The organism is Quadrisphaera sp. INWT6, from assembly GCF_015390235.1.
Lineage (GTDB): Bacteria > Actinomycetota > Actinomycetes > Actinomycetales > Quadrisphaeraceae > Quadrisphaera.
Window position 1 is genome coordinate 244,636 of sequence record NZ_VUOH01000004.1, and the last position, 15,545, is coordinate 260,180.

14 protein-coding genes and 1 pseudogene are annotated in these 15,545 nt (G+C 75.5%); 6 read left to right on the forward strand and 9 right to left on the reverse strand.

Annotated features, from left to right (window positions below; translation table 11 throughout):
- Positions 1-81: 81 nt before the first annotated feature.
- Both F1641_RS13625 and F1641_RS13630 read left to right on the forward strand, forming a co-directional pair.
- Positions 82-3,618, forward strand: coding sequence for a bifunctional proline dehydrogenase/L-glutamate gamma-semialdehyde dehydrogenase (locus tag F1641_RS13625; RefSeq protein WP_194906444.1), 3,537 nt, complete (start codon positions 82-84; stop codon positions 3,616-3,618).
- A gap of 161 nt (positions 3,619-3,779) precedes the next feature.
- On the forward strand, positions 3,780-4,640 hold the full coding sequence (locus tag F1641_RS13630; RefSeq protein WP_194906446.1) for an aldo/keto reductase: 861 nt from the start codon (positions 3,780-3,782) through the stop codon (positions 4,638-4,640).
- Positions 4,641-4,701: 61 nt separating this feature from the next.
- On the opposite strand, the gene F1641_RS13635 is transcribed toward F1641_RS13630, so the two are convergent.
- Positions 4,702-5,904, reverse strand: coding sequence for an NADH:flavin oxidoreductase/NADH oxidase (locus F1641_RS13635; RefSeq protein ID WP_194906448.1), 1,203 nt, complete (start codon positions 5,902-5,904; stop codon positions 4,702-4,704).
- A gap of 150 nt (positions 5,905-6,054) precedes the next feature.
- Here F1641_RS13635 and F1641_RS23310 point away from each other — a divergent pair, with 150 nt between their 5' ends.
- Positions 6,055-6,819 carry a VOC family protein gene (locus F1641_RS23310; RefSeq protein WP_194906450.1) on the forward strand — a complete coding sequence of 255 codons (765 nt, stop codon included), beginning with the start codon at positions 6,055-6,057 and terminating at the stop codon, positions 6,817-6,819.
- Here the strand turns inward: F1641_RS23310 and F1641_RS13645 are convergent.
- Both F1641_RS13645 and F1641_RS13650 read right to left on the reverse strand, forming a co-directional pair.
- Positions 6,785-7,264 carry a nucleoside deaminase gene (locus tag F1641_RS13645; protein ID WP_194906452.1) on the reverse strand — a complete coding sequence of 160 codons (480 nt, stop codon included), beginning with the start codon at positions 7,262-7,264 and terminating at the stop codon, positions 6,785-6,787. The genes F1641_RS23310 and F1641_RS13645 overlap by 35 nt on opposite strands.
- A gap of 10 nt (positions 7,265-7,274) precedes the next feature.
- The gene (locus tag F1641_RS13650) at positions 7,275-8,240 is read right to left on the reverse strand and encodes a DUF808 domain-containing protein (RefSeq protein WP_194906453.1); all 966 of its coding nucleotides are present in this window, start codon (positions 8,238-8,240) and stop codon (positions 7,275-7,277) included.
- Between the two features lie 153 nt (positions 8,241-8,393).
- On the opposite strand from F1641_RS13650, the pseudogene F1641_RS13655 reads away from it, so the two are divergent.
- Positions 8,394-9,391: pseudogene (locus F1641_RS13655) on the forward strand (TIGR03560 family F420-dependent LLM class oxidoreductase).
- Here F1641_RS13655 and F1641_RS13660 read toward each other — a convergent pair.
- From F1641_RS13660 to F1641_RS13670, 3 genes are read right to left on the reverse strand one after another with little or no spacing between them, the layout of a single operon-like run.
- Positions 9,313-10,419 (reverse strand): hypothetical protein, encoded by a 1,107-nt coding sequence (locus F1641_RS13660; protein ID WP_194906454.1) that lies wholly within the window; start codon positions 10,417-10,419, stop codon positions 9,313-9,315. The pseudogene F1641_RS13655 and the gene F1641_RS13660 overlap by 79 nt on opposite strands.
- Before the next feature lie 17 nt (positions 10,420-10,436).
- On the reverse strand, positions 10,437-11,090 hold the full coding sequence (locus tag F1641_RS13665) for a hypothetical protein (RefSeq protein WP_194906456.1): 654 nt from the start codon (positions 11,088-11,090) through the stop codon (positions 10,437-10,439).
- Positions 11,087-12,106 (reverse strand): hypothetical protein, encoded by a 1,020-nt coding sequence (locus F1641_RS13670; RefSeq protein ID WP_194906458.1) that lies wholly within the window; start codon positions 12,104-12,106, stop codon positions 11,087-11,089. The genes F1641_RS13665 and F1641_RS13670 overlap by 4 nt, the downstream gene beginning before the upstream one ends.
- Positions 12,107-12,191: 85 nt before the next feature.
- Between F1641_RS13670 and F1641_RS13675 the strand changes: the two genes are divergently transcribed.
- On the forward strand, positions 12,192-12,623 hold the full coding sequence (locus F1641_RS13675; RefSeq protein ID WP_194906460.1) for a VOC family protein: 432 nt from the start codon (positions 12,192-12,194) through the stop codon (positions 12,621-12,623).
- Positions 12,624-12,657: 34 nt separating this feature from the next.
- Here F1641_RS13675 and F1641_RS13680 read toward each other — a convergent pair whose 3' ends face one another.
- Together F1641_RS13680 and F1641_RS13685 are read right to left on the reverse strand one after the other, a co-directional pair.
- On the reverse strand, positions 12,658-13,431 hold the full coding sequence (locus tag F1641_RS13680) for a hypothetical protein (RefSeq protein WP_194906462.1): 774 nt from the start codon (positions 13,429-13,431) through the stop codon (positions 12,658-12,660).
- Positions 13,432-13,536: 105 nt separating this feature from the next.
- Entirely contained in the window at positions 13,537-14,100 is a 564-nt protein-coding gene (locus tag F1641_RS13685) for a hypothetical protein (protein WP_194906463.1), read from the reverse strand.
- A gap of 143 nt (positions 14,101-14,243) precedes the next feature.
- On the opposite strand from F1641_RS13685, the gene F1641_RS13690 reads away from it, so the two are divergent.
- A complete protein-coding gene (locus F1641_RS13690; RefSeq protein ID WP_194906464.1) occupies positions 14,244-15,125 on the forward strand; it encodes a type IV toxin-antitoxin system AbiEi family antitoxin domain-containing protein in 882 nt (293 codons plus the stop codon).
- Positions 15,126-15,197: 72 nt separating this feature from the next.
- Here F1641_RS13690 and F1641_RS13695 read toward each other — a convergent pair whose 3' ends face one another.
- Entirely contained in the window at positions 15,198-15,533 is a 336-nt protein-coding gene (locus tag F1641_RS13695; protein ID WP_194906467.1) for a YnfA family protein, read from the reverse strand.
- Positions 15,534-15,545: the final 12 nt, after the last annotated feature.

Below are 15,545 nucleotides of genomic sequence, written 5' to 3' on the forward strand. Positions count from 1 at the left end.
ACCTGGGGTGAACGGTACTGCGCCACAACGCTCACCGGTGCTGACCTGTTGCGAGACGCCCGACCGGCGCAGACTCCCTGCATGACCGCCGCCGAGCTCAGCCGCCCCGCCGTCGAGACGGGTGCCGGCGCCCCCGCCGCGGTGAGCACCGAGGCCGTCGCCGCGCTCGTGCGGCGCTGGCTCGACGAGGCCGCGGCCCACCCGGTGAAGGGCGCGGAGGCCCGGGCCGCCGACCAGCTCGCGGGGCTCCTGCGCGACCCCGACGGCCTCGCCTTCGCCACCGGCTTCGTCGACGGCGTCATCAGGCCCGAGGACCCGGCCGCCGGCGCCGCCGTGCTGCGCCGCCTCGCGCAGCGCCCGCCGGCGTTCCTGTCCCCGGCGCTGCGGGCCGCGGTGAAGGCCGGCGGGTCGCTCGGTCCGGTGGTGCCCGGCGTCGTCGTCCCGGCCGCGAAGCGCGCGCTGCGCGAGATGGTCGGCCACCTCGTCGTCGACGCGACCGACGCCAGGCTCGGCAGGTCGCTCCAGCGCATCCGGGCTGCCGGTGACCCCGCGGCGCCGGTGCGCCTCAACCTCAACCTCCTCGGCGAGGCCGTGCTCGGCGGCCGCGAGGCCGACCGCCGCCTCGCGGGCCTGCGCCGCCTCGTGGAGCGCCCCGACGTCGACTACGTCTCGGTGAAGACCTCCGCCGTCGTCGGCCCGCACGCGCCGTGGGGGTTCGGCGAGGACGTCGAGCACGTCGTCGAGCGGCTGGCCCCGCTGTACGAGACGGCGGCTCGCACCGCCGGCCGACCGACGTTCCTCAACCTCGACATGGAGGAGTACAAGGACCTCGACCTCACCGTCGAGGTGTTCACCCGGCTCCTCGACCGCCCGTCGCTGCAGCGCTACGAGGCCGGCATCGTGCTGCAGGCGTACCTGCCCGACGCGCTCGCCGCCATGCAGCAGCTGCAGCGCTGGGCCGCCCGCCGCGTCGCCTCCGGGGGCGCCCCCATCAAGGTGCGCCTGGTCAAGGGCGCCAACCTCTCCATGGAGCGCGTCGACGCCGACGTCCACGGCTGGCCCCTGGCCACCTGGGACACCAAGGCCGCCTCGGACGCCCACTACAAGCGGGTGCTCGACTGGGCCCTCACCCCCGAGCGCACCGCCAACGTCCGCCTGGGCGTGGCCGGGCACAACCTCTTCGACATCGCCCACGCCTGGCTGCTCGCCGGCGCCCGCGGTGCCCGCGCGGGGATGGAGGTGGAGATGCTGCTCGGCATGGCCGCCGGGCAGGCCGCCGCCGTGCGCCGCGAGACCGGGTCGCTGCTGCTCTACACGCCCGTGGTGCACCCGCGGGAGTTCGACGTCGCCATCGCCTACCTCGTGCGCCGCCTCGAGGAGGTGGCCAGCCCCGACAACTTCATGTCGGCCATCACCGAGATCACGCCCACCTCGCCGCTGTTCGCCCGCGAGCTGGCGCGGCACGAGGACTCGCTGCGGCTGCTGGAGACCTGGCGCGAGCAGGCGCTGACCGAGCACGGCGACGCCGACGCCCCGCCCCCGGCGCACCGCCGCTACGACGCGCCGTCCGACCGCTACCTCGCGCTGCCGCACGTGCCCGGGGCGGCCGGAGCGCCGTTCGTGAACACCCCCGACTCCGACCCCGCCGTCGAGGGCCACCGCTCCTGGGTGCGTGCCGCCCTGGCGCGCGCCGCCACCTCACGCGCCGGCACCACCGGCCGGCACAGCGCCGCGGGCTCGCTGGTCGACGACGAGGAGCTGCTCGACGACCTCCTCGCCCGCACCGCCGCCGCGGGCGAGGCGTGGGGGCGCCGCCCCGCCGCCGAGCGCGCCGCCGTGCTGCACGCCGCGGGACGCGCCCTGGAGGCGCGCCGCGCCGAGCTCCTCGAGGTGATGGCCTCCGAGGCGGGCAAGACCGCCGACCAGGCCGACCCGGAGATCTCCGAGGCCGTCGACTTCGCGCACTACTACGCGCAGCAGGCCCTCGAGCTGGCCGCGCTCGAGGCCCGCGACGGCGTCCGCGCCGTGCCCGCCCGCCTGACGCTGGTCACCCCGCCGTGGAACTTCCCGGTGGCCATCCCCGCCGGGGGCGTGCTCGCGGCGCTCGCGGCGGGCTCCGCCGTCGTCCTCAAGCCCGCCGAGCCGGCCCAGCGGTGCGGTGCGGTGCTCGCCGAGGCCATCGCGTCGGCCCTCACCGAGGTGGGCGCGGCTGACGCGCTGCGGGTGGTGACCGTCGACGAGGGCGGCCTGGGCCGGCAGCTCGTGAGCTCGCCCCGGGTCGACCGCGTCATCCTCACCGGCGCGTACGCCACCGCCGAGCTGTTCCGCACCTTCCGCGCCGACCTGCCGCTGCTGGCGGAGACGTCGGGCAAGAACGCGGTCATCGTCACGCCCAGCGCCGACCTCGACCTGGCCGCGCGCGACGTGGTCGCCTCGGCGTTCGGCCACGCGGGGCAGAAGTGCTCGGCGGCCTCGCTCGTGGTGCTCGTCGGGTCGGTGGCCACCTCGCGCCGCTTCCACGACCAGCTGCTCGACGCCGCCGCCTCCCTCGTGGTCGGTGCCCCGTGGGACCCGCGCACGCAGGTCGGGCCGGTCATCGAGCGGCCGGAGCCGGGGTCCGCGCTGCACTGGGGGCTCACCGAGCTCGAGCCCGGGCAGCACTGGGCGCTCGAGCCCCGTGCGCTCTCCACCGACGACGCGTCGCTGGAGGGCCGGCTCTGGACGCCGGGCATCCGCTCGGGCGTGGCCCGCGGCTCGAGGTACCACCGCACCGAGGTGTTCGGCCCCGTGCTCGGCGTGATGACGGCGCGGACGCTCGACGAGGCGGTCGACGTCGTCAACGACGTCGACTACGGCCTCACCTCCGGCATCCACTCCCTCGACGCCGGTGAGCTGCGCCGCTGGGCCTCGCGGGTCCAGGCGGGCAACCTCTACGTCAACCGCGGCACGACCGGCGCCATCGTGCAGCGCCAGCCGTTCGGCGGGTGGAAGCGCTCCGCCGTCGGCGCGGGCACCAAGGCCGGCGGCCCGTCCTACCTGCTGGGCCTGACCCGCTGGGAGCGCTCCGAGGCGCTGGAGGGCCAGGCGTTCCTCGAGCGCGCCGCCGCGTCCGACGCCGCCGCGTGGGAGTCGCTGCTCGGTTCCCCGCAGGACCCGAGCGGCCTGGTGTCCGAGCGGAACTGGCTGCGGCACGTGCCGACGCCGGTGACCGTCCGGGCCGTCGAGGGTGCGTCTCCGGTCGACGTCGAGCGCGTCCTCGCCGCTGCCGCCCGGACGGGGGCGCCCGTCGAGGTGTCGCTGGCCGCGCCGATGGGCTGCGCGCCCGCCGCCGTCGTGGAGGACGACGCCGCGTGGCTGGCCCGCGCGGCGGCCCTCCCCGCCTCGCAGCTGTCGCGGGTCAGGCTCGTCGGCCCCTCCGGGGCCGCTGACGGAGCAGCAGCCGCTGCCACCGCGCTCGCGCAGGCCACCGGCGGGCGCCCCGACCTCGCGGTGTGGCACGGCCGGGTCACGGCGTCGGGTCGTCTGGAGCTGCTGCCCTTCACCCGCGAGCAGGCCGTCAGCGCCACGGCGCACCGCTTCGGCACGCCGTCCACCCTCGTGGACGACCTCCTCGCCTGACCCTCCCCCCTCCCTCGACGATCACGCACCTGCGCGTCATCACCGGCGGCACCGGGTGGCGCTGATGTGCATGATCGTCGGGGTCGGGGGTAGGCGCTCGTGAGCGACCGGTGGCCAGCGGCCGACGTGCCGGTCGCGGCGGCCGCACCTACGGTCGAACGATGCCCCTCGAGTTCGGAACCACCGTCCCCTTCGTCACCCTCAACGACGGCGTGCAGATCCCGCAGGTCGGCCTCGGCGTCTTCCAGGTCGCTCCGGAGAAGACCGACGAGACGGTCCTGGAGGCCCTGGGCGCCGGGTACCGGCACGTCGACACGGCCGCCGGGTACCAGAACGAGGCCGGCGTGGGTGACGCGCTGCGCACCGCGCAGGACAGCCTCGGCCTGACCCACGAGGACGTCTTCGTCACCACCAAGCTCGCCAACGGCGACCGCGCGGGCGGCCGCGACGCCGCGCTCGCCGCCTTCGACGACTCGATGGCCAAGCTGCAGCTCGAGCGCCTCGACCTGTGGCTGATCCACTGGCCCGGGTCCGACCAGGACAACTACGTCGAGGTCTGGAAGACCTTCGCCGAGCTGAAGGACGCCGGGCGCATCCGCTCCATCGGCGTCTCCAACTTCCAGAAGACGCACCTGCGCGCGCTGTTCGACGAGACCGGCGTGGTGCCCTCGGTGAACCAGGTCGAGCTGCACCCGTGGATGCAGCAGGAGGACCTGCGCGCCTTCCACGCCGAGCACGGCATCGCCACCGAGGCGTGGAGCCCCATCGGCCAGGGCGGCGACCTGCTCGCCGACGAGACGATCGCGAAGATCGCGGCCGCGCACGGCAAGGAGCCCGCGCAGGTGGTGCTCCGCTGGCACCTGCAGCTCGGCACCATCGTCATCCCGAAGTCGGTGACGCCGGCGCGCATCCGCTCGAACATCGACCTGTTCAGCTTCCAGCTCACCGACGACGACATGGCCGCCATCAAGGGTCTCGAGCGCGGCGAGCGCCTCGGCCCGGACCCCGACGTCTTCGGCTGAGCCCTGCGCCCAGCCCGCGCCCTCCCCGCGACGGTCGACGACGTCGCGGGGAGGGCGGGCGTCAGGCGGTGACGCGGGGGCGCTGCTGGTGGGGGACCGCCGCCGCGGCGGCGTCGAGGTCGACGACCTCGGCGGCGGGCGCAGGCTCGGGCCAGCCGATGCTCGGCGCGTGGCCGCGGAAGTTCTTCAGCCACCAGCCGTAGTCCTCGGGCACCAGGTCGAACGGCGACTCGTGACCCAGCTCGCGGGCCGCCCACACCGGCCAGTGCGGGTTGGCCAGCGCCGGCCGTCCGAGGAAGACCAGGTCGAGCCCGGCCCGGACGGCGCGCTCGGCGTTGGCCGGGACGCCGAGGTTCCAGCTGACCCCCACGGGCAGCCCCACCTCGCGCTTCACCCTCAGGGCCCGGTCGAGGAAGCCCGACGGCTCGCCCAGCGGCGTGCCGTCCATGTCGGGGGTGTTGAAGCCGGCGGAGATGTCGGCCAGGTCGAGCCCGTGCTCCTTCATCAGGGAGATCGCGGCGACCGCCTCGTCCATCGTGGCGCCGGCGGGGTGCAGGTCGTCGGCGCCGAGGCGCATCGTCAGCGGGATGCGCTCCGGGATGACCGAGCGGACGGCGTCGAGCGCCTCGGTGTGGAACCGCGCCCGGTTCTCGAGGGAGCCTCCGTACTGGTCGGTGCGCTGGTTGGCGATCGGTGAGAAGAAGCTCGCGCCGAGGTAGCCGTGCGCGTAGTGCATCTCGATCCACTCGTAGCCCGCCTCCACGGCGCGGACGGCGGTGTCGGCGTACGCCTGGTGGACCTCCCGGATCTCCTCGACGGTCAGCTCGTGCACCGGGTGCGCGCCCTCACCGCCGTACGGCACTGCCGACGGCGCGCGGCACTCCCAGCCCTCGGGGTGGTCGGCGGCGAGCTGGTGCCCGCCCTCCCACGGAGCGACCTCGCTGCCCTTGCGGCCGGTGTGCCCGAGCTGGATGGCGCTGACGCCGCCCATCGCCTTCACGATGTCGGTGGTGCGCTTCCACCCCTCGACCTGGTCGTCGTCGTAGAGCCCGCCGCAGTGCACGGTGGTGCGGCCGTCGGGGGTGATGGCGATCTGCTCGGGGAACAGCAGCCCGAAGCCGCCGGCGGCCCGGGCGCCCATGTGCATGACGTGGAAGTCGTCCGCCCGCCCGTCGACGGAGCGGTACATGGTCATCGGCGACATGACGATGCGGTTGCGCAGCGTCACGCTCTTGAGGGTGAAGGGGGAGAAGAGCTCGGCCACGGCACGTCCTTCGCTCGGGTGGGCTGTCGTCCGGGAGCAGTCGACGACGCCCGCGCGTCGCCCGTGTGACGAGCGGTGGCGCGCTGCGTCACGACGTCCTCACACCGCGCAGCGGTGTCGGAGAGCGGGCGGAGCGGGCACTGTGGCCGGGTGCACCTCGAGAACGTCGTCTGGGACGCCCGCGACCCCCACCGGCTCGGCGGCTTCTGGGCCGCGGCGCTCGGCGCCCGCGTCATCACCGACGAGCCCGACCAGGTCGAGGCGCGCCTGGACCTCGGCGGCGGCGCGTTCCTCGACCTCTGCTTCTGCCGGGTGGGTGAGGTGGACGACGACGTCGAGCGCGACACCCGGCTGCACCTCGACCTGCGCGGGGGCGCCCAGCAGGGCGCCGTCGTCGAGCGCCTCATCGGCCTGGGTGCCGCGCCGGCGGACCGCGCCGGGGCTGACCAGGTCGACGTGCCCTGGGTCGTCCTCGCCGACCCCGAGGGCGGGGCGTTCTGCGTCATGGAGGACCGGCCCGCCCACCGCTCCGGCACCGGCCCCGTCGCGGCGCTGCCCCTCGACAGCGCCGACCCCGGGCGCGACGCCGCGTTCTACGCCGCCGTCACCGGCTGGGTGGTCGCTCCCGAGCTCGCCCAGGACGGGTTCGCGGTGCTGCGCCACCCCGCGGGCGTCGGCCCGCTGCTGACGCTCTGCCCCGAGCCGGAGCCGAAGCGCGGCAAGAACCGGATCCACCTCGACGTCCGCCGCAGCCCCCACGACGGCGACGACGACGCCGTCGTCGCCCGCCTGCGCGACCTCGGCGCCACGAGCCTGTCCGCTCCTGGCGACCTGCCGTGGCTGGTGTTCGCCGACCCCTCCGGCAACGAGGTCTGCGTGCTCAGCCCCGCCAGCTCCGCAGGTGCAGCGACCTGACCCGGTCTGCCAGCTGCGGAGCGGGCCCGTCGACGACGGCGCCCGGGAGCACCGCGCTGACGGGCAGGGCGGCCACCGGCGAGGGCGGCCCGCCCCGCTCCCGCTGCCACGCCGCGAGCTGCTCGGTGGTGGTCGCGACGACGATGCGCCCGAGCCCCGCCCAGCCGTGGGCCGCAGCGCACATGGGGCAGTGCTCGCCCGAGGTGTAGGCGGTGGCCCCGGCCCGCTCCCCGGGCGGCAGGTGGGCGCCCGCCCACCGGGCGAGCGTGAGCTCGGGGTGGGCGGTGCCGTCGCCGCCGCCCACGCGGTTGCGGTCCTCCACGAGCACCTCGCCGGCGGCGCTGACGAGCAGCGACCCGAACGGCTCGTCGCCGGCGTCGACGGCCTCCTCGGCGAGGTCGACGCAGCGGGTCAGGTGCGCGAGGTCGCGCTCGTCGAGGGCCACCCCCCGATCCTCAGTGACCAGCGGCCTTCTGGCGCCTCGGCACCAGGTGCATGACGACGACGGCCAGCGCACCGACCACCAGGCCGACCACCGCCGAGAACGCCGTGTTCACGAGCCAGCCCAGGACGCCGCCCAGCGCCCCGGTCGCGGCGTGGACGGCCTCCTCGGCGTGGTGCACCAGGCCGTAGGGGCCGTGCCAGCCGAGCTCGTCGGACCCCACCAGCAGGATGTGGCCGCCGACCCAGAGCATCGCCACGACCCCGACGGTCGACAGCGTCGTGAGCACCACGGGCATCGCCTTGACCAGCCCGCGCCCGAACGCCGCCACCGCGCTCGAGCTGCGCCTCGACAGCGCCAGGCCGATGTCGTCCATCTTCACGATCAGCCCGACCGCGCCGTAGACGGCCGCGGTGATGAACACCGCGACGACGGCCAGGATGACCGCGCGCTGCACGATCCCCTCGGCGGCGACCTCGTTGAGCGCGATCACCATGATCTCGGCCGAGAGGATGAGGTCGGTCCGCACCGCAGACGAGACGATCTTCTTCTCGCGCTCGGCGGGGTCCGCGACGGCGTCGTCCTCAGCCGCCGCCGCGTGGCCGTGACCGCTGACGCCCCGTCTCTCCTGGACCTTCTCCCAGACCTTCTCGGCCCCCTCGTAGGAGAGGTACAGGCCGCCGAGCATGAGGATCGGGGTGAGCAGCCACGGCAGGAACACGCTCAGCACGAGCAGCACCGGCAGGATGATCAGCAGCTTGTTGCGCAGCGAGCCCTTGGTGATGCGCCAGATGATGCTCAGCTCGCGCTTCGGCTCGATGCCCTGGACGTAGCGGGGCGTGACCGCGGCGTCGTCGACGACGACGCCCGCCGCCTTCGCGCTCGCGCGCCCCGTGGCGGCGGCGACGTCGTCGATGGACGCCGCCGACATCCGCACCAGGGCGGCGACGTCGTCGAAGAGGGCGAACAGGCCGCTCACCGGGAGCCGCCTGCGCTCAGCAGGGGAGAGGACGTCGCTCGCTGGGGCACGTCCGGAGCCTAGGCCGCGCGGGTGCCCCGGGCACGGGTGGTGACGCGGGCGTCGTCGTCGTTTAACGTGACACCCGTGAGCGACGGAGCTGCAGCACAGGACCTGAGGTTCGGACTGTTCGTCCCCCAGGGGTGGCGACTCGACCTCGTGGGCGTCGAGCCCGCCGACCACTGGAGCGCGATGCGCTCGGTGGCCGAGCTGGCCGACCGCGAGGGCACCCCGTGGGAGTCGGTGTGGGTGTACGACCACTTCCACCCGGTGCCGAGCCCCACCGACGACGCCGTCCACGAGGCGTGGACGCTGATGGCGGCCCTGGCCGCGGCCACCTCGCGGGTGCGCCTGGGCCAGATGTGCACGTGCATGGGCTACCGCAACCCCGCCTACCTGGCCAAGGTCGCCGCCACCGTCGACGTCGTCTCGGGCGGCCGCGTGGAGATGGGCATCGGCGCCGGCTGGTACGAGCACGAGTGGCGCGCCTACGGCTACGGCTTCCCCCGCGCCGGCGAGCGCCTCGCGCAGCTCGCCGAGGGCGTGGAGATCTTCAAGCAGCTGTGGACGACGGGCGAGTCGACCTTCTCCGGCCAGCAGTACACGACGACGGTGCGCTGTGCCGCCCGCTGCCGCTGCAGGACGGCGGCATCCCGCTGTGGATCGCCGGCGGCGGCGAGAAGAAGACCCTGCGCATCGCCGCGCAGCACGCGCAGTACACGAACTTCTCGGGCGACCTCGAGGGCTTCCAGCACAAGTCGGCGGTCCTCAAGGGGCACTGCGAGGACCTGGGCACGTCGTACGACGCGATCACCCGCAGCGCCAACTACAACGTGATCATCGCCGAGACCGAGGCGGATGTCGCCGACCGCCGCGCCTGGGTGCTCGACCGCCTCACGCAGCGCGTGGGCGCCGAGGTGGCGCAGGCGGAGGTGGAGAAGTCGTACGACGCCTCGATCACCGTCGGCACGCCGGAGCAGGTCGTCGAGAACCTGCGGCCCCTCATCGAGGCCGGCATGAAGTACCCGATCGTCTACTTCCCGGAGATCGCCTCGGACACCACCTCGGTGGAGCTCTTCGAGAAGACCGTCATCCCGGCGCTCAAGGGCTGACCCGGCCCTCGTCGGCGGCTCGGCAGGTCACCCGCACCCCAGGGCGACCTGCCGAGCCACCCACGCCGCGCCGGTGGTGGCGTCGAGCAGGGAGTTCGTCCCGCCGTCGCTCCTGGCTGTGACGAGGTCCACCTGCAGGCCGTAGGGGTCGCGCTGCCCCACCTCGCCCAGCTGGGAGCAGTCCGGGTCGAGGGCCAGCGCCACCTGGAGCCTGCCGCGCGGGGGACCTCGGCCGGCAGCGCCGGCTCCACGACGGTCCGCAGCGCCGCCGACGTCCGCAGCTCCACCCGCAGCAGTTCGTCCGTGGTGTTGAGCAGGTCGACGGTCTGGCGGCCGTCGTCGTCGACCTGGCCGCTGGCGGACAGCGCCTGGCCGTAGGCGTCCGGGGAGCACGCGTAGGAGAGCTGCTCGCCGAGCCCGCCCCACTGGGCGTCGGGCAGCAGGTAGTCGCGCTCGGCCGTGTCGCCGCTCCCGCCCCGGGTGCTCACCGCGAGGCGCAGCAGGTCGGTGGCGACCGGCGGGACGTCCGTGCCGGAGGACGAGCTGGTCGGGGGCGGGACGGCCCCGCAGTCGACGTCGAGCACGACGGTCATGCCGCCGCCGGTCCCGGCGCGCAGGGAGACGCCCTCCGCCCCGGGCACCACGCGGGCATGCTCCACGGTGGTGGAGACGGGGGTGATCCGGAGGTCCTCGTCGCCGGTGTTCCGCACGCCCACCTGCACCCGCTGCTCCAGGTGCCCGTCAGCACCGGGCCGGCCCGCCTCCGGCGCACCGGAGAAGAACAACGAGGCGCTGCCCAGCTGCACGGACGTCATCCGCTGCAGCTCTCCGACCTCCGCCGCGGCCGAGGCGCGAGCCTGCTGCAGACCGGCCACCCCGAGCAGGAGCACCACGCCGGTCACCGCGGCGGGCACCGCCCACCGCGAGCGCGCCCAGCGGGGCAGCCTGCGGCCGGGGGTCGTCTCGCTGCCGTCGTCGCCGTCGAGGTCGACGAGCTCGTCGAGGTCGGCGTCGGCGCGGTCGGGCACGGGGCGAGCGTAGGAGGTCACTCGTCGTCGGGGGCGCAGGCGAAGGCCAGCTGCTCGCCGAGGTCGGTGCCCCACACCTGCCCGGGCAGCAGGTAGCGCTGCTCGCTGCGGCGGCCGCCGGCCTCGACCGCCAGCTGCAGCGACGACACCGTGGCCGGTGCCGAGTCGAGGTCCGTGGTCGGGGTGGTGCTCACGAGCCCGGACGGCGGCGGCACCGCGGAGCAGTCGACCGCCAGCACGAAGCTCAGCAGGCTGCCGGTCCCGGGGGCGAGCGAGAGGGGCTCCGCGCCGGGGGCCATCGCGGCCGCCGCGAACGAGGTGCCCACCGGGGTGACCCGCACCGACCCGGTGCCGGCGTTGTAGACCTGCACCTGGACCTGCTGCAGCAGGCGGCCCCGCGCGTCGTGCTGGGGCGTCCTGTCGGTGGAGAAGACCGACGGCACGTTGAGCTGCAGCGAGGCGAGCTGCTGGGCGCGGGCGAGGTCGGCCACCGCCGTGGCCCGCGCCTGGTGGAGCCCCGCCGCCCCGCCGACCAGGACGACGGCGGCCGCAGCCACGGGGACCGCCCACCGCGAGCGCGCCCAGCGGGGCAGCCTGCGGCCGGGGGTCGTCTCGACGCCGGAGCCCTCGCCGTCGTCGTCCAGCTCGACGACCTCCTCGGGGTGCGTCATCCGCAGGCCAGGGCGACCTGGCGCGCCACCCACGCCGTGGTGACGGTGCCGTCGGTCAGGCCCCAGGAGGAGCCCTGGCCGAGGTCGAGGGACACGCCGGCCTGGAGCGGGTACTCGCCCGGGTCCTGCCCCACCAGGGTGCAGTCGGGGTCGAGCGACACCGCCAGCTGGAGCGAGCTGCCGGCGGGGAGGTCCGCGGGCAGCGCGGGCTCCAACGACGCGCGCAGCGCGGTCGGGACGTCCAGCACGAGGCGGGCCGGGTCCTGGGAGCGGTTGGAGACCGACGCGACGAGGCGGCCCCGGACGTCCACGCCGGTCGAGGCGGTGACGTCCTGGTTGTACGGGTCGGGGGTGCACGCGTGGGCCAGCTGCTCGGAGAGGCCGCCCGTCCAGGACTGGCCCGGGACCAGGTAGCGCCGCTCGGCGCGCTCGCCGTCGACGTCGACCGCCAGCCGCACCCAGCTGGTCTCGCCACCGGCGTCGGCGACGCCGGTCTCGGGGTCGGTGGTGACGACCTGGTCGAGAGGGGGCACGGCGCCGCAGTCGACGGCCAGCGGCAGGACGAGCAGGCCGCCCTCCTCCGGACCGAGCTGCAGGGGCTCCTCGGACGGCAGCAGCGCCGCTGCGGTGAGGGAGGTGGCCAGCGCGGTCAGCGCGACCGGCTCGCTGCCGGCGTTGAACGCCTGGACCTGCACGTCGGCGAGCATCCGCCCGTCGGCGTCGCGCCGCGGGGTGCGGCTGTCGAACCCCACCGTCGAGGTGCTCAGCTGGACCGCTCCCAGCTGCTGGTCGCGCGCGAGCCCGTCGGCGGCCGCGACGCGGACCTGGTGCAGGCTCGCGGCCCCCAGGAGCAGGACGACGGCGGTGGCCAGCGCGGGGACCGCCCACGGCGACCGGGCCCACCGCGGTCGCCGGTGCGGCCCGTCCCGGCGCGCGGCGTCGTCGTGGTCCCCGGCCTGGGCACCGGGCTCCTGGCCGAGGTCGTCCACGACGTCGGCGTCGTCGGCGTCCAGCACGCGGTGAGCGTAGATCGCGGGAGGCCGCGGACCCGTCGGACACGACCGGAGTGCGGACCCGGGTCCGGCGGGGGAGGGTCGGACCATGACCATCACCGGCCTCCACCACGTGCGCCTCTCCGTCAGCGACATCGAGCGATCGCGGGCCTTCTACGCCGAGCTCCTCGGGTCCGAGCCGGCCCTCGACATGACGTCGGAGCTGTCCGACCCCGCCGCGGTGGACGACCCGCAGCGCTTCTTCGGCGGCGTGGTCTTCGAGGTGGGACAGAACGTCCTCGGGCTGCGCCCCGTGCCGGGTGCCGCCGGCGAGACCTTCACGCCGACGCGCGTGGGCCTCGACCACGTCAGCCTCGCCGTGGCCTCCCGCGCCGACCTCGACGCCGCGGCCCAGCGCCTGGCCGCCGCGGGCGTCGAGCACGGCGAGGTCATCGAGCTGCCGCAGCAGGGCATCCAGGTGCTGTCGCTGCAGGACCCCGACGACATCAACCTCGAGCTGACCGCGCCGCTGCCCTCCTGACCCGGTCTGACACGGCCCGACGAGCGGGCCGGGGTCAGCACCCGGCCTGCTCGTAGGCGCACAGGCGCTCCCACGCCTGCTGCGCCAGCGCCACCACCGTCGCACGGGCGCGGTCGGTGCTGTCCTCCCCGCCCGACTCACCGACCAGGGTCACCGCGGTGCCGCGCCGCACGAGCACCACGTAGTCGCCGATGACCACGGCGTCGGGGTCCCCGGCGCTCGCGCCGTAGTAGTCGGTGGCGATGCCGGTGCCGTCGGCGCCGACGGGCACCTGCTCCACCAGGTAGCGGGTGTTCCCGCCGTCCTCGCTCGGACCGGCCTCGGCGGCCTCGGCGCACGCGCGCGCGGCCGCCCCCACGCGCTGGGCCTCGGCCTGCGCCGCCGCGGCGTCGGCGTAGACGGCCACCTGCTGCAGCCCGACGGGCACCTCGAACTGCCCGTCGCCCTGGCGCACGCTGGTCATCGACGCCGCGCCGCTGGGACTGCCGAGGTCGCAGCTGGTCGACAGGACCCAGGGCTCGACGCCCTCGGAGACCGCGCGCCCGCCGTCGCGCGGGGCGAAGGCGCTCTCCGGCAGCAGCACCGCCGCGTCGACCGCCGTCGGCACGGGTGAGGGCGCCGCAGTCGTCGACGTGGCGCTGGTGGGCGAGGCCGAGGTCGGGGCCTCCGAGGGACTCGCCGTCGACAGCGGGGGCGGCGACGTCGTCGGGTCGTCGCCGGCCGCCCCGGCGCCGCACCCCGTCACCCCCACCAGGCCGGCGGCGAGCACAGCGACGAGCAGGGGGGCGGCGGTGGTGGTGCTGCGCATGGTGGTCTCCCCGGGTCGGCCTGCCCCTGCGACGCTGCAGGGCCCTCGAGTGTCGCGCTCCGCGAGCGTTCGGTCACCCGCTCGGGAGCGGGGCTGCCGCGCCGGTCAGGCCGACAGCACGGCGAGCACGAGCGGGGTGTCCTGACCGGCCCAGGTGCCGGTGAGGGCCAGCGGCTCCGCGCCGGGGCGGGGGAACCGCAGGACGGTCAGCTCGCCCCCACCGTCGCCAGCCCCGGTGCCGGTGCCGCGGACGTGGGCCGTCGCCTCGCGCGGCACGAGGCCGGTGTCGGTGGCCACGAACTGGTCGGCCTGGCGGCCCCCGGCGGTGATCGCCTCGCGGTAGGCGGCCAGGAACACCGGGTCCGCGCAGCCGTCGTACACCCAGCGCTGCCCGAGGGCGGTGTGCTCCATCGTGGTGATGAGCGCGTCGTCCGCGCCGTCGAGGGGAGCGCCGCGGTAGGTGACGGGCACGTGCAGCACCCGGCCGTCGGTCGTGGCCAGCAGGTGGGCCTCGAGCCCGACCTCGCCGTCGGGGTCGTCGAGGCGGTAGGCCCCCAGCAGCTCCAGCTGCGAGGCGTCGGCGCCGTCGAGCCAGGGCTGAGCGGGCACCCACGCCTGCAGGGCCTCCAGCTTGGTGGGGCGGATGGTCGCGGGGTGCAGGACAGCCACCGCGCGAGTCTGGCAGTCCCTCCCAGCATGCAGAAGAGGCCTTGAGAGGGCCCTGGAGGCGTCGGAGGGGGTCGTGTGCATGCTCGGCGGGGCACCTGTGGACAAGATCCACATCTCGGGGGCCACCCCGGCACGGTCGAGGGGTGGACGTGACCGAGGTGTGCCGCGAGATCTGGCGACGGGGCGGCACGGCGCTCAGCGCCGAGCTGGACCTCGACCGCCGCTCGCTGCGCCGAGCCGTCGCCAGCGGCGACGTCGTGCGGCTGGCGCGAGGTGTGTACGCGCTGTCGAGCCACCAGGCACCGGTCCTCGCCGCGGCTCGCGTGCGCGGCACGGCCTCGCACGCCAGCGCCGCGCAGCTGTGGATGCTCGAGCTGGTGAAGGATCCGGTCCTGCCGCACGTGACGGTCCGCCGCAACCGGAGCGCGCTGCCGGCCGGGCTCGTCCTGCACTGGTGCGACCTGCCCGGCTCCGACGTCGACGGCCTGGTGACCACGCCCCTGCGCACGGTGGTCGACTGCGCCCGCACGATGCCGCTCCCCGAGGCGCTGGCGGTCGCCGACTCGGCCCTGCGGCGCGGACTGCTCACGGAGGACGAGCTCGTGGCGCGCGCCGCCGCGACCCGCGGCCCGGGCAGCAGCGCGGTGCGGCTCGTCGCACGGAGCGCCTCGGCCGACGCGGCCAACCCGTTCGAGTCCGCACTGCGGGGGCTCGCCCTCGAGGCGGGGGTCCGGGGGCTGCGCCCCCAGGTGGTGCTGGAGGTGCGCAGCGGGAAGGTCCGGCCCGACCTCGTCGACCGTCGACTCCGGCTCGTCGCCGAGGCCGACAGCTTCGCCTGGCACGGCCAGCGGTCCGCGCTCGCATCGGACTGCCAGCGCTACGACGAGCTGGTCGCCGACCGCTGGACCGTGCTCCGGTTCGCGTGGGAGCAGGTGATGTTCGACCAGGAGTGGGTCCGGGAGGTGCTCCGCGACACCGCGGCCTGGCTGGAGACCGTCCCGTCCAGTATGCACGAGGCCGCCTAGGTCACCGCAACGGAGCGCCCGCCGGGGTCTTGTGCATGCTCGGCGGGACGCCCCGCAGGTGGCTCAGGCAGCTCAGGCAGCGGCGCGGGGGCCGTACATGATCAGCGCGACCCCGGCGAGGCAGACGAGCGCGCCGGCCAGGTCCCACCGGTCGGGGCGGAAGCCGTCGACCAGCACGCCCCACAGCAGCGACCCCGCCACGAACACCCCGCCGTACGCGGCGAGGACCCGCCCGAACTCCGCGCTCGGCTGCAGCGCCGCGGCGAAGCCGTAGAGCCCCAGGGCGATCACCCCCGCGCCCACCCAGCCCCAGCCGCGGTGCTCGCGCACCCCCTGCCAGACGAGCCACGCCCCGCCGATCTCCAGCGCGGCGGCGAGCACGAACAGGACCAGGGAGCGCACGGGCACCGCCGCAGTCTG